Below are 14,456 nucleotides of genomic sequence, written 5' to 3' on the forward strand. Positions count from 1 at the left end.
CGTAGTCCAGTTTGTCCGAAAGGTAGCCGAGTTCACGAAAAAGGTAGCTGAGTTGCCCTGCGAAATCCAAGAATATACTTTTAGTGGTGGAACTATGCGAAGGGCGAAGAAAAGTCCCAATTGAATTATTTTCGCTTGGGACGTGGAAAGAGGCGCTTTAGCGCTTTTGTTCTTTCCAAAAAAACATGGAGAAAAAGTGCAATATATGTCGGTTATTTCATAGGTTTTCCTCCTTGTTCTGACAAATATTTTAGCCTATAGATGCTATCGTTGTTTGCAGGGAGGGCGGTCTATGTACGGGGAAATCATTATTGGCGTGAATATGCTGTTCAATTATGCCATCCTGTCATTTGCGAACAAAGTAGGTAACGCTCATGCGACTCGAAGACGTCTCCTGCTCGCTTCCTTTGTAGGTGCACTACCTGTCACCATTTTTTCGTCATCCGCTGTCGCTGTTGTTCTGTCTTTTATCGGCATGACCTATTGTGCTTTTGGCAAGGCTTTTGAACCGTGGAAGAAATCTGCAACGATGGTGTTGATTGGCGCGGTATTTGCTGGAGGGTTATTAACGGCATTCCACTTCCGCATTCCGACAATCAATTCATCGCTTAACGTCCTGAGTTATGCGGTTGTGGCGTATGTTGCCCTCTATTTCATGAAAAAGAAATGGCTGGATGTGAGGACAGCTCGTCATGTATCAGAACTTAAATCGTCGTCTGTTCTCCAGATTTGGGAGAAGAGTATTCCGATGGATGTATTCATCGATTCTGGTAATAGCTGCACAGAACCGTTGTCGGGCGCACCCGTCCATTTTGTAGCGTTGAAGGCAGTGGAAGAGTATATGCCTGATGATTTAAAGGAGCCACTGCTTACTTGGGATGGCACTCCCTCGTTATCGGAGTTTCCAGAGGATTATCAAAAATCGCTGCGGTTGATACGATTACTGACAATTCAAGGACGGTCATGGGCAGTAGGCTTAAAATTTGAACAATGGACAATTGGAGCCGGCAATCCGCTACAACATGGTTATATCGTGCTGACCAAAAATGATCGTCGCTATCCTGACGGTGCACAAGCCATTTTACACGTATCTGCAATGGAATCATTAAAAGGGGGAACTGTACATGTTGCATGAATTGAAGAGGTGGATGTCGGTAATTGCCAGCTTTTTTAAACGAAAAAACGGCGTATACTACATCGGAGGACATGAATCACTGCCGAAACCATTGACACGTGAGGAAGAAGCGAAGGCGATTCATGCTTTTATGGAGGGCGATATGAATGCGCGAGACACACTCATTGAAAAAAATCTTCGTCTCGTCGTATACATTGCTCGTCGTTTTGATAATACCAATACACATATCGAAGACCTCATTAGCATTGGGGCCATTGGACTTATCAAAGCGATTGAGACATTTAAAATTGATAAAAACATTAAATTAGCCACATACGCATCGCGCTGTATTGAAAATGAAATTCTCATGCATTTACGCAAAACAAATCGAACGCGATCAGAAATTTCTTTTGATGAACCGCTTAATTCAGATGCAGATGGCAATGAATTACTTCTTTCTGATATTCTCGGCACAGATGAGCATATTATTACCGATGATGTTGAAAAGAAAATTGAACGTCAGCATATGATTGAGGCGATTGGAACGCTTGACGAACGAGAGCGTTATATTATGGAATGTCGCTTTGGCTTAACGGGACAAGTGGAAATGACGCAAAAGGAAGTGGCGGAATTGCTCGGGATTTCCCAATCCTATATTTCACGGCTTGAAAAGAAAATTATTATGGATTTACGTGAACGATTAAATCATTCCATTGTGTGATGGGTGAAATTGGAGATGTGATTTCCCGCATATTCTGGATGACTGCGGACAGACTATTGTTACAGTCATCTACAGAATACGGAGGAAGAGCGAATGGTGCGTACAAGAGTAGAAATATGCGGAATCGATACGTCCGAATTGCCATTACTCACGAATGAAGTGATGAAAGCAACGTTTATTAGGCTGCAAAGCGGCGATCATTCCGCAAGAGAAGAGCTAGTCATCGGTAATTTGCGACTTGTTCTTAGTTTAGTTCAACGTTTTGCGTATAGGGGAGAGCAAGCGGATGATTTATTTCAAGTCGGCTGCATTGGCTTACTAAAATCAATTGACAACTTCGACTTGAAACATAATGTGCGATTTTCAACGTATGCAGTGCCTATGATTGTCGGGGAGATTAAACGACATCTGCGTGATCATCATTCTATTCGAGTTTCGAGATCGTTACGCGACATTGCATATAAGGCAATCCGTGCGAAGGAACAGTTCATCAATGACAATCAGAAGGAACCTCGCATTTCTGATTTGTCGGACGCAACGGGAATCCCAGCGGATGATATTTTGTTTGCGCTCGATGCGATTCAAGATCCGATGTCACTCCATGAGCCAATTAATAGTGATGGCGGAGACCCCGTCTATATGATGGATCAGCTACAGGACAAAACGGTTTCAGAAGAACGCTGGTTGACGTATGTCGCTGTAAAAGAAACGGTATCTGAAATGGATGAGCGGCAACAGGCGATTCTTTCCAAACGCTTTTATTTAGGACAGACGCAGACGGAGATTGCCAAAGAGTTAGGAATTTCACAAGCCCAAATTTCGAGATTAGAAAAGAATGCAGTGAAAATTATTCGGGATGGCATGGATCAGAAAATATAAGAGATCTGTTAATTAACCAAGAAATAACTTTGTGTATAGACGCTTTTGATCACTTTAGATTGAACGATTTCTATACAATAGCCGAGCTGTTTTTATGGATAGAGATGCGACTTCGCCGCATCTCTATTTATTTCTTTCGGTAATCTTATGGCGGCTGTTTATCCGCTGATCGCTGTAGGTGCGCGACAGGCGAATATTCACATCAGCACTTCGGGCAAACATGTCGTGAATATTTAGCCAAAAGCGAACCGAAAATTATCCAATGAAAATAGTATCATCTACAGCGAGATGCCATAATGGTATCTCGTTTTTAATCATATAGTCATTCTAAGGAGGGATTTGTATGAGGTTTTCGGAAATTCAGAAAAAAGAAGTTATTGATGCAACAAAAGGTTCATTCCTTGGATTTGTTCAGGATGCAACGATTGATAGTAAGAATGGCAAAGTGGAGTCATTGCATGTTGGTGGCGGAGAAAGGAATCTTTTCTTTGAGGCTAAAGATAAGGACACGAAAAAAGTTCGTCTTGAAGACATTATGACAATCGGAAAAGATATTGTTTTAGTTGGTAAAAAAGACGACAAAAAATGACTTATTATTGATATGTAGCCGCTCACTTGTTACAATGTAGTGTAAGAACTATGAAAAGTAGTGATAATAGTGAGTAGTTTACAACAGCGAATCGAAAAAATTGAATTTGATATACAGGACGCTTGTGATCGAACGGGCCGAGAGCGCTCAGAAATTACAGTCGTTGCCGTGACGAAAGAAGTGTCAGCGACAAGAGCATCCGATGTGATTGAAGCGGGTTTTTCCAATCTTGGTGAAAACCGCCCTGAAGTTCTTCTTGAAAAGCAGGAAACGATTCAAAACGGAGCAACTTGGCATTTCATCGGAAATGTTCAAAGCCGAAAAGTGAAAGATGTTATCAATCGCATCGACTACTTACATTCTGTAGATCGAATAAACGTCGTGAAAGAAGTTCAAAAGCGCGCAGATCAACCTGTTGATTGTTTCATCCAAGTGAATGTATCAGGTGAAGAGACTAAATCGGGCGTTACGCCAGCCGAGCTACCTAATTTCATCGAACAGGTAGGAGCTTACGATAAAATCCGTGTCATTGGTTTAATGACAATGGCTCCATTCACGGAGGATATGGATAGAGTCCGTGCTGTTTTCCGTTCGTTGCGGGAGCTTCGTGACGGAATAGCGGCTCAAGGATTGCCATTTGCACCGTGTACACAATTGTCTATGGGAATGTCCAATGATTTCATAATCGCAATCGAGGAAGGTGCAACTCATGTCAGAATCGGGACTGCACTTGTCGGAGCAGAAAGCGGGGAGGACGCATGAGTATCAAGAATAAATTTGAAAAATGGTTTTATTTAGATGATGAGGAAGAGACTGGTCAAGAACAACAACGTCAAGAAGAGCCACGTGCTTCCCAAGAACCACCACAGCAGCGTAAGGCGCAACCAAGAAGACAGAAACAGCCGATGGGCGAAGCACAACAAGCTGCAACAGTCGTCAGCCTGCAAAGTGTTCAAAAATCGTCTAAAGTGATACTTATCGAACCGCGTGTTTATGCGGAAGCGCAAGATATTTCAGAGCACTTGAAAAATAAAAGGGCAGTCGTTGTCAACCTACAGCGAATTGAGCGTGACCAAGGGATTCGTATTGTAGATTTCCTTAGTGGAACGGTTTATGCGCTAAGTGGTGACATTCAACGCATTGGAACGGATATTTTCCTTTGCACGCCTGAAAATGTAGAAGTAGCGGGTGCAATATCCGATTACTTTGAACGATAGAATATCAATCACATCTCCGCGAGATTGCGTCCGGATTATTTCGAGCATGCTCGAAAAGTTCCTTTAAAAATCCGTGACATCCGCCGGAGGCTTGACTTAAATCAGTAGGGTGAATGAACATCCGCTGATTTGAAATACAACACGGCATTTATCCCCCTACCTATAGAAATGGGGGACTTCTGCTGAATTAAGTAAAATGAGGTGTATGAATTACTATGGCAGTTAGTTTGATTTATAATGGTGTATACTGGGCGTTTCAAATTTATACAATAGCGTTAGTTATTTATATTTTAATGTCATGGGTACCTTCTACGCGTGACACGAAATTTGGTCAAATTCTTGCGGCGATTGTAGAGCCATATTTGAGCTTTTTCAGGAAATTCATCCCGCCACTAGGGATGATTGATATTTCACCAATCGTTGCGTTGTTTGCGTTGAGCTTAATTCGTGCAGGTGTTATTTCAATATTGAATATTGTTTTCTTTTAAAATATAATGCAAATCCTCACCTTGGTGGGGATTTTTGTGTAAGAGGGGTACATCATGGAAACCATATTACAACATTTTCGTAAAGATGAGCAGCCGTTCATTGAGATGGCAATTGGTTGGATTCGCGAAGTCGAGGATAGTTATGCCCCTAAATTGACGGGGTTTCTTGATCCGAGACAGCGGTTTATTGTTGAATCATTAGCACGTAATTCGATGCTATTGGTTGGTTCATACGGGGCATTTGCCGAGGCGGAGCGACTGCGGATTTTGATCTATCCAGATTATTATGTGTCCGAAACGGATGATTATCAAATTGCCATGTTCAATGTGAAATACGCTTCGAAATTTTTGCAGCTGGAGCATAAAGATATTCTGGGATCTATGATGTCACTTGGGATTGATCGTTCAAAATTTGGCGATATCCGTGTAGGTGAGGAAGAAGTACAATTTGCAGTTGCTGATGAGCTGAAGGATTATATGACGGCTAATTTTGTTTCGATCGGCAAAGCAAAAGTAACAGTTGAAGAAAGTAATAGTCCGGAGGATTGGATAGCTTCGACAGATAGCTGGACGGAAGAAATGCATATTGTCAGTTCTTTGCGACTTGATACGGTTATTGCGGCGCTGGCAAATGTCTCAAGACAAAAGGCAGCATCGCTTATTCATGGGGACAAAGTAAAAGTGAATTGGGCAGTTCGGGATCAGCCTGCGTTTGAACTGCAAGAGTTGGACATGTTATCTGTTAGAGGTTTCGGTAGATTTAAAGTGATGGCGATTGAAGGAAGAACACGAAAAGATAAAATTCGGCTCGTCGTTGGAAAGTTAGAATGACTTTTCAGATAATAGTTTTTGAAAAATGCTGTTTTCTAACACTCTAGCATGTATAATAGAGTGTAAATGATGTTGTAGGGGGATGCGTTGAATGGCTCTATCACCAATTGATATACATAATAAAGAATTCACTAGTAAATTCCGCGGCTATGATGAAGATGAGGTCAACGAGTTTCTAGAGCAAATCATGAAAGACTTTGAAAATCTTCTTGAAGAAAATAAAACGCTGAAAAATAGCTTGAAGCAATCGACTGAACAAGTTACTCATTTCAATTCAATTGAACAAACGCTACAAAAGTCTATCCTAGTTGCACAGGAGGCTGCAGAAGATGTGCGTCGTAACTCCATGAAAGAATCTAAGTTAATTGTGAAAGAAGCAGAAAAAAATGCAGATCGAATTGTCAATGAAGCACTCACACGTGCCCGTCGAATTTCGGTGGAAATTGAAGATTTGAAAAAGCAATCAAAAGTATTCCGTACTCGTTTCAAAATGCTGATTGAAGCACAGCTGGACTTGATTCAATCTGATGACTGGGATAGTCTAATGGAGTACGAAATTGATACAGAACGGTTAGAAATGGTAGCGGATAACGAGTAAGCTTGACATTTATCTAATTGTACACTTATAATTGTCTCCATATATTTAGAATGGCATTGACAGAGATAGTAATTTTCAAATTTGTGCATAGCGAGTCGGGGATGGTGAGAGCCCGGTCAACAAATTGGAAATGAAGATCACTCCTGAGCCGGATTGCGGAAAGTATACACAATCCCGGAAACACCCCGTTACGGTGTCTGAGTGGTAGCAAATACATTTGCTACAAGTAGGGTGGTAACGCGAGAATAATTCTTCGTCCCTTTTTAGGGGCGGGGGATTTTTTTTGTTTTTAGGAATGAATATAGCGAAGGCGCTTTAACGGGGGTAGCCGGAGCCGTAAGACTGACGGCGAAGCTGTCTGGCTTATGGCGGGAGGCATCCCCCAGCGCCAGAGCGGCTTCAATGGACTTTTTTATATCAATTACTCAAAATTAAAAGGAGGAATACAAAATGGAATACAAAGATACATTACTAATGCCGAAAACAGACTTCCCAATGCGTGGAGGTTTACCAACGAACGAGCCGAAAATGCAAGAGAAATGGGAACAGATGGACATCTACAAATTAGTACAAGAACGGACAGCAGGTCGCCCGTACTTTATCCTTCATGATGGACCTCCCTACGCAAACGGCGATCTTCATATGGGCCACGCAATGAACAAAGTACTCAAAGATATGATCGTCCGTCATAAATCAATGACAGGCTTCCACGCACCATACGTCCCAGGTTGGGATACACACGGACTGCCGATTGAACAGGCACTCGTGAACAAAGGTGTAAAAAGAAAAGAAATGTCACTAGCTGAATTCCGTAAAATGTGTGAGGACTATGCGCTTGGCCAGATTGATAACCAACGCAGTCAATTTAAACGCATCGGTGTCCGTGGAGATTGGGATAATCCATATATTACATTAAAACCTGCTTTTGAAGCACGTCAAATTAAAGTATTTGGCGATATGGCGAAAAAAGGCTATATCTATAAAGGCTTGAAGCCAGTTTACTGGTCACCTTCAAGTGAATCTGCACTTGCAGAAGCAGAAATTGAATATCAAGATAAAAAATCAGCATCTATCTATGTTGGTTTCCCTGTCAAAGACGGTTTAGGTGTCATTGATGCAGATGTTCAATTCTTAATCTGGACAACGACTCCGTGGACGATTCCTGCCAACCTTGGGATTTCCGTTCATCCGGAATTCACGTACGTTATTGTGAAAGTAGGAGAAGAAAAGTTCTTAATTGCCAAAGACTTGCTTACATTCGTAGCAACAGAAATTGGCTGGGAAGATTATGCGGTTGAACGTGAGTTGAAAGGTTCTGAGTTGGATCGCGTTGTTGCGAAACATCCATTGTATGATCGCGATTCACTCGTTATGTTAGGTGATCATGTTACAGCAGAAGCGGGTACTGGATGTGTCCACACGGCACCTGGTCACGGGGAAGATGACTTCTACATCTCGAAAGCTTACGGCATTGATGCATTATCGCCAATTGATGATCGTGGAGTGATGACAGACGAGGCACCTGGCTTTGCAGGACTATTTTATGAAGATGCGAATAAAGCAATTACAGAAGCGCTCGACAAAGTAGGCGCACTGAAGAAGTTATCATTCATCACACACTCGTATCCTCATGATTGGCGCACGAAAAAACCGGTTATTTACCGAGCGACGGCACAGTGGTTTGCTTCCATCGAATCATTCCGTACAGAACTGCTAGATGCGATCAACAATACGAAATTCACGCCGGCATGGGGTGAAACACGATTGTACAACATGGTACGTGATCGCGGCGACTGGTGTATTTCACGTCAACGTGTGTGGGGAGTTCCAATTCCTGTGTTCTACGCAGAAAATGGCGAGCCAATCATTACAGATGAAACGATTGATCATGTTGCAGAGCTATTCCGTGAGCATGGTTCAAATATTTGGTTTGAACGTGAAGCAAAAGATCTTCTACCAGAAGGATTCACACACGAAGGAAGTCCAAACGGGGAGTTTACAAAAGAAACGGACATTATGGACGTTTGGTTTGACTCAGGCACAACGCATCAAGGTGTGCTCGTCGAAAGAGATGACCTTGTTTACCCAGCTGATTTGTATTTAGAAGGATCTGACCAATACCGTGGATGGTTCAACTCATCCCTAACGACAAGTGTTGCGATTAATGGTCATGCACCTTACAAAGGCTTGCTAAGCCATGGTTTCACACTTGATAAAGACGGACGTAAAATGAGTAAATCGATTGGGAACGTTATCGTTCCGGCAAAAGTGATGAACCAGCTTGGAGCTGACATTCTTCGTCTATGGGTTTCTTCTGTTGATTACACGGCGGATGTGCGGGTTTCGGATTCGAACTTCAAGCAAGTTTCTGAAGTGTATCGGAAAATCCGTAACACACTGCGCTTCTTACATGGTAATACGTCTGACTTCAATCCTGCGACAGATGCGGTCGCATTCGCAGATATGCGTCCTGTTGACCAATTTGTCTATGTGAAATTACAGGATTTGATCAAAGAAGTACGCGCGGCATATGACAACTATGAATTTGCAACAGTTTACCATGCAGTGAATAACTTCTGTACGGGCGAATTGAGCTCGTTCTACTTGGATATTGCCAAAGACGTTGTCTATATCGAAGGTGTGGACCATCCACATCGTCGTGCGATGCAAACAGTCATGTACGATACATTGATGGCAATGTTGAAATTGTTGACACCAATCGTGCCACATACAACAGATGAAATGTGGGCTTATATCGAGCATAAGGATGAAGTGAGTATCCAGCTAACAGATATGCCAGAAGCACAGGATCTTGGAGAACAAGCGCAAGCATTGCGTGAACGTTTTGCAACACTAATGCTTGTTCGCGATGATGTCTTGAAAGCACTTGAGGAAGCACGTAATAGCAAAGTTATCGGTAAATCACTTGAAGCAAAAGTGACAGTTGCGGTTCCTGAAAACTTACAAGGTGTCTTTGCAGCAGAGGATATTGACTTTGCGCAATTCTTCATCGTATCGAAGTTTGCGGAAGGCGATGCTGCGAATATGCCTGAAGGAACATTGAAGCTAGACACAGTAAGCGTTCTTGTGGAACCAGCAGATGGTGAGAAATGTGAGCGTTGCTGGACAATTTCTGAAACGGTTGGTCAGGATGATACGCATGCAACATTATGTGTACGTTGTGCAGATGTTGTGAAAAAGCATTACGCGTAAAATTAAAAACAGCTGTGGCGGTCTACTCAAAGACTTGCCACAGCTGTTTTATTCTGTCTAATCTCTAGTGCTGAGCCTTGCTAAAAAGAATCTCGACGTCAGCTTGCTAGTTACTGACACCCTCGCCCCTTAATGTGGTAAAATAATACGTAATCTGTTGGACGGGGGTATCGGGATTGTTTATATATTATGGATTGGCGGCATTCGTCATTATTTTAGATCAGTTGACAAAATGGCTCGTCGTTAAAAACATGGAACTTGGCGAGAGAATCAGTATTGCAGATCCCTATTTGGGCTTGCTTTCCCATCGTAACAGAGGAGCAGCATGGGGAATGCTTGAAGGGCAGATGTGGTTATTTTATATCGTCACGGTCGTAGTTGTAGCAGGCATTATCTACTTCTTCCATAAAGAAGCGAAAGGCTCTGTCCTTTTTGGATTAAGTCTGATGTTCCTTCTGGGAGGAGCGATTGGTAACTTCATTGATCGTCTGCTACGCAAGGAAGTCGTCGATTTTGTTGACGTCATCATTCCAGTTATCAATTATGATTTCCCGATATTCAATGTAGCCGACGCAGCATTGACTGTTGGTGTAGTCTTAATCATCATCCACGTCATTATGGATGAAAAAAAGAATAAGAAAAAGGTGTCCTAATGGATCAATTTGAAATTGTAATAACAGAAGAATATGCAAATAACCGTATTGATAAGGCTTTAACAACAGTGAACCCTGACTGGTCACGAACGCAAGTCCAGCAATGGCTAAAGGACGGCTTAGTGCTAGTAGGCGGTGTTCAAGTTAAACCGAATTATAAAGTGAAGCAAGGCGATACGATTATTGTAGATGAACCGGTACCAGAGGAACTTGATGTCATTGCAGAGGATTTAAATCTTGATATCATTTATGAAGATAAAGACGTCCTTGTTGTCAATAAACCTCGCGGTATGGTTGTCCATCCAGCTCCTGGACACTCGACAGGAACAGTCGTCAATGGCCTCATGCATCACTGCAAGGACTTGTCGGGTATTAACGGTGTGCTACGCCCTGGCATTGTTCACCGAACTGACAAAGATACATCAGGACTTCTAATGGTAGCAAAAAACGATCAAGCTCATGTATCCTTAGTGGATCAGTTAGTTGCTAAATCGGTCACACGTGTGTACCAAGCGTTTGTTCATGGCCATATTCCGCATGATAATGGGACAATCGATGCGCCGATTGGTCGCGATCAACGCGATCGCCAAAGCATGGCTATTGTCGATAAAGGCAAACATGCAGTGACACATTTTAAAGTGCTCGAACGTTTCGGCGGCAATTATACACTTGTTGAATGTCGATTAGAAACCGGAAGAACGCATCAAATTCGTGTCCATATGAAATATATAGGTTATCCACTTGTTGGAGATCCGAAATACGGTCCGAAAAAAACGCTTGAATTTGGCGGACAAGTATTACATGCGGGGACACTTGGTTTTAACCATCCAACGACAGGAGAATATATGGAGTTTACAAGTCCTCCACCTGAAGATTTCCAAGCATTAGTTGATAAAGTGCGAAAAGGCGTTGACAAAACAGAAGAGTGAAGGATATACTGAACAAAGAAATTGAATAGCGATACCTTTAACATCAGTCCAGAGAGGCTGGGAAGGTTGCACGGAAGTACAACAGAACTGCTGCGCGCAGTTTCTTTGTACAGTTTTTCTGCACATATACCCTCCCGCCGTCTAAGGCAGGAGGTTTTTTTATGTTCCTAACTCCTTCGCCTTAGACTTAAATTGGAGAAATGGAGGATAGGCCAATGACGGAAAAGGCAAATATTTTAGATGAACAGGCTATTGGAAGAGCAGTCACAAGGATTGCCCATGAAATTATTGAACGCAACAAGGGAATTGACGATTGCATTCTTGTTGGCATTAAAACAAGAGGTGCTTATCTTGCCAAAAGACTTGCTGAAAAAATTGAGCAAATCGAAGGTAAGCCTATCAAAACAGGGGAACTGGATATTACATTATATCGAGATGATCTCCAACCGAAGCATGATAATGAAGAGCCTCTCGTCCAGCAAGTGGACATTAAGCATGATGTGTCAGATAAAAAAGTAGTACTCGTCGATGATGTGTTGTACACAGGCAGAACGGTACGTGCGGCGATGGACGCTGTGATGGATCTAGGCAGACCGGCATCCATTCAGCTGGCAGTACTAGTAGACCGGGGACACAGAGAGTTACCAATTCGCCCCGATTATGTTGGGAAGAACATACCAACATCAAGCGACGAGCGCGTTGTCGTTAGTGTACAAGAGACAGATGGTAAGGATAGTGTCTCTATTCATTCCATGTAATTAGATCAAATCTAGCAGGGATTTAAACCCCTATAAAATGAAAAATCAGATACGGGGGAAATTAGCAATGACTGAAAAAGTATTGGATGTTCATGAAAAGCCTAGAGCAGATAGGTGGCTCATCCTTAGTTTACAACATATGTTTGCCATGTTTGGCGCAACAATTTTAGTACCTCAACTTGTAGGATTAAGCCCAGCAATTGCCTTACTAACAAGTGGAATTGCAACAATCGTTTTTGTACTCGTAACACGTTTCCAAGTGCCTGCTTACCTAGGCTCATCATTTGCCTTCATCATCCCGATTCAAGTGGCAACTGAAACAGGCGGTATCGGTAGTGCAATGATTGGTAGTATGTTTGTAGCGCTTGTTTACGGAATCGTTTCATTGGTCATTTGGAAAACGGGTTATCAGTGGATTATGAAAGTGCTGCCGCCGATTGTTGTAGCACCAGTTATTATCGTCATCGGCTTGGCGTTATCACCGACTGCTATCAGTATGGCAAGTACAATCACAGTCGACGATGAAGCGGTTTACAGTATGCTGCACTTCTCTGCAGCATTAGTGACACTTGCGACGGCTATCATTTGCCTAATGTTTTTCAAAGGCATGATTAGCTTAATGCCCATCCTAATAGGGATTATTGTTGGCTATATTTACTCAGCATTCATTGGCATTCTTGATTTTACAAAAGTACTGGAAGCAAAGATGTTTGAGTTTCCGAAGATGCTCATTCCAGGTATCGATTATGACTTTGTTATCACGCCTACATTGCTCATGATTATGGTGCCGATTGCGATTGTTACAATTTCCGAACATATTGGTCACCAGCTCGTCTTAGGACGAATTGTGGATAGAGATTACATAGAAAGTCCAGGGTTACATCGATCACTTCTCGGTGATGGGCTTGGTACACTTATTAGTGGGTTTGTCGGTGGTCCACCGAAAACAACTTACGGTGAAAATATCGGTGTACTAGCGCTAACACGTGTCTATAGTATCTACGTTATTTTAGGGGCGGCAGTATTTGCCATCGCTTTCTCATTCTTAGGTAAAGCAATGGCCCTCATAGCAACGATTCCAACAGCAGTACTTGGTGGTGTATCCATTCTCCTATTCGGAATTATCGCCTCATCTGGATTACGTATGCTAGTGGATCATAAAATTGATTTTGGTCAACAACGCAATCTCGTTATCGCATCGGTCATTTTGGTCATTGGTATCGGTGGTGCTTCCATTGAATTTAGTGATACATTCCAAATTGAAGGCATGGCTCTGGCGGCAATCGTCGGTGTGATACTCAATCTTGTCTTACCAGGAAAAACAAATGAAACACTAGCTGATGAAACAAAATAATTACCTTTTAAGATTGCCCAGAGAGGCAAAGAAAGGTTCGTCTGACATCCGTTCTCTACACGAAGTAAAGAACGCGAATCGTCATACACAACGAGCCTTTCCGTAATTTGGAAAGGCTTTATCTGAATTCAGCAAAAGTTATTTCAGTCAGTGGCTGTCTAAACACCGGTTGAATCCAGATAAAGCCTCCGGCGGATGTCACGGATTTATTCATAAAGGAGGATCATTCGGGATGGATCACTTAGTATCAATGAAGCAACTGTCAGAAGAAGAAATTATGGTACTACTTGAACGGGCAGAAACCTTTAAAAATTTTGGTGTACGAGAATTTCCCGGGAAATATACGGTGAGTAATTTGTTTTTCGAGCCAAGCACACGAACGAAAATGAGCTTTGAAATGGCGGAAAGAAAACTTGGACTTGATGTATTACCATTCGAATCGAGTTTCTCCAGCACCCTTAAAGGAGAAACCTTGTATGATACGGTGAAAACGCTCGAAGCAATCGGTGTTGATGCACTGGTCATCCGGCATCCCGAAGATGGCTTCTACGAGGAGCTAGTCAGTCGGACAAGTATCTCGATTATAAATGGTGGTGATGGTTCAGGTCAGCACCCGACACAATCATTATTGGACTTATTCACGATAAAAGAAGAGTTTGGCTCATTCAAAGGACTGAATATTTTGATTGTAGGAGATATCGTACATAGCCGTGTGGCGCGTTCCAATGCAGATGCCCTAGAGAAATTAGGGGCAAACGTCACATTCCTTTGCCCGGTTGAATGGGCAGGCGAGTTCCCGAGTGTCAATTCATGGGATGAAGTGATTGAAACGAGTGATGTTGTGATGCTCCTACGCGTCCAACATGAAAGACATGAAGGTGAAACGCTCTTTACGGAAGAAAGCTATCATGAACAATATGGACTGACTGAACGGCGAGCAGAACAGATGAAAGAACATGCCATCATTATGCACCCTGGCCCCTTTAACCGGGGTGTTGAAATAGCAGATAGCTTAATAGAATGTGCTCAATCAAGAATTTTTAAACAGATGGAAAATGGTGTGTTCATACGGGCAGCCGTATTAGAAGCAATTTTGAAAGGGAGGAATTAAC

General features: G+C 42.5%; 15 protein-coding genes and 1 other annotated feature. All 15 genes read left to right on the plus strand.

Annotation, left to right across the window (positions count from 1 at the left end; translation table 11 throughout):
* Positions 1 to 292 precede the first annotated feature (292 nt).
* The 15 genes from MKZ10_RS07355 (at position 293) to MKZ10_RS07425 (ending at position 14,455) form a co-directional block, all read left to right on the plus strand.
* A complete protein-coding gene (locus MKZ10_RS07355; RefSeq protein ID WP_342509299.1) occupies positions 293 to 1,135 on the plus strand; it encodes a sigma-E processing peptidase SpoIIGA in 843 nt (280 codons plus the stop codon).
* Positions 1,125 to 1,835, plus strand: a complete 711-nt coding sequence (gene sigE, locus MKZ10_RS07360; protein ID WP_342509301.1) for an RNA polymerase sporulation sigma factor SigE — start codon at positions 1,125 to 1,127, stop codon at positions 1,833 to 1,835. Before MKZ10_RS07355 ends, sigE begins: the two co-directional genes overlap by 11 nt.
* Positions 1,836 to 1,928: 93 nt before the next feature.
* Positions 1,929 to 2,714 carry an RNA polymerase sporulation sigma factor SigG gene (sigG, locus tag MKZ10_RS07365; protein ID WP_342509302.1) on the plus strand — a complete coding sequence of 262 codons (786 nt, stop codon included), beginning with the start codon at positions 1,929 to 1,931 and terminating at the stop codon, positions 2,712 to 2,714.
* A 343-nt stretch (positions 2,715 to 3,057) separates the two neighbouring features.
* Complete coding sequence (locus tag MKZ10_RS07370) at positions 3,058 to 3,303, plus strand: YlmC/YmxH family sporulation protein (protein ID WP_342509305.1); 246 nt, start codon at positions 3,058 to 3,060, stop codon at positions 3,301 to 3,303.
* Positions 3,304 to 3,372: 69 nt separating this feature from the next.
* Positions 3,373 to 4,065 (plus strand): YggS family pyridoxal phosphate-dependent enzyme, encoded by a 693-nt coding sequence (locus MKZ10_RS07375; RefSeq protein ID WP_342509307.1) that lies wholly within the window; start codon positions 3,373 to 3,375, stop codon positions 4,063 to 4,065.
* Positions 4,062 to 4,520 carry a cell division protein SepF gene (locus MKZ10_RS07380; protein WP_342509309.1) on the plus strand — a complete coding sequence of 153 codons (459 nt, stop codon included), beginning with the start codon at positions 4,062 to 4,064 and terminating at the stop codon, positions 4,518 to 4,520. The genes MKZ10_RS07375 and MKZ10_RS07380 overlap by 4 nt, the downstream gene beginning before the upstream one ends.
* Positions 4,521 to 4,735: 215 nt before the next feature.
* The gene (locus tag MKZ10_RS07385) at positions 4,736 to 5,008 is read left to right on the plus strand and encodes a YggT family protein (protein ID WP_342509312.1); all 273 of its coding nucleotides are present in this window, start codon (positions 4,736 to 4,738) and stop codon (positions 5,006 to 5,008) included.
* Between the two features lie 54 nt (positions 5,009 to 5,062).
* On the plus strand, positions 5,063 to 5,839 hold the full coding sequence (locus tag MKZ10_RS07390; RefSeq protein WP_342509313.1) for an RNA-binding protein: 777 nt from the start codon (positions 5,063 to 5,065) through the stop codon (positions 5,837 to 5,839).
* 91 nt (positions 5,840 to 5,930) lie between these two features.
* The gene (locus MKZ10_RS07395) at positions 5,931 to 6,437 is read left to right on the plus strand and encodes a DivIVA domain-containing protein (RefSeq protein ID WP_203246159.1); all 507 of its coding nucleotides are present in this window, start codon (positions 5,931 to 5,933) and stop codon (positions 6,435 to 6,437) included.
* Between the two features lie 47 nt (positions 6,438 to 6,484).
* Positions 6,485 to 6,701 (plus strand) — a binding site (T-box leader).
* Positions 6,702 to 6,887: 186 nt separating this feature from the next.
* Positions 6,888 to 9,650, plus strand: coding sequence for an isoleucine--tRNA ligase (ileS, locus tag MKZ10_RS07400; protein ID WP_342509316.1), 2,763 nt, complete (start codon positions 6,888 to 6,890; stop codon positions 9,648 to 9,650).
* Between the two features lie 176 nt (positions 9,651 to 9,826).
* A complete protein-coding gene (gene lspA / locus MKZ10_RS07405; RefSeq protein ID WP_342509318.1) occupies positions 9,827 to 10,303 on the plus strand; it encodes a signal peptidase II in 477 nt (158 codons plus the stop codon).
* Complete coding sequence (locus MKZ10_RS07410; protein WP_342509320.1) at positions 10,303 to 11,232, plus strand: RluA family pseudouridine synthase; 930 nt, start codon at positions 10,303 to 10,305, stop codon at positions 11,230 to 11,232. Before lspA ends, MKZ10_RS07410 begins: the two co-directional genes overlap by 1 nt.
* Positions 11,233 to 11,447: 215 nt before the next feature.
* Entirely contained in the window at positions 11,448 to 11,990 is a 543-nt protein-coding gene (gene pyrR / locus MKZ10_RS07415) for a bifunctional pyr operon transcriptional regulator/uracil phosphoribosyltransferase PyrR (RefSeq protein WP_342509322.1), read from the plus strand.
* Between the two features lie 67 nt (positions 11,991 to 12,057).
* Positions 12,058 to 13,344 carry a solute carrier family 23 protein gene (locus MKZ10_RS07420; protein ID WP_342509324.1) on the plus strand — a complete coding sequence of 429 codons (1,287 nt, stop codon included), beginning with the start codon at positions 12,058 to 12,060 and terminating at the stop codon, positions 13,342 to 13,344.
* 232 nt (positions 13,345 to 13,576) lie between these two features.
* Entirely contained in the window at positions 13,577 to 14,455 is an 879-nt protein-coding gene (locus MKZ10_RS07425; RefSeq protein ID WP_342509327.1) for an aspartate carbamoyltransferase catalytic subunit, read from the plus strand.
* Position 14,456: the final 1 nt, after the last annotated feature.

This window comes from Sporosarcina sp. FSL K6-2383, from assembly GCF_038618305.1.
Taxonomy (GTDB): Bacteria; Bacillota; Bacilli; order Bacillales_A; family Planococcaceae; genus Sporosarcina.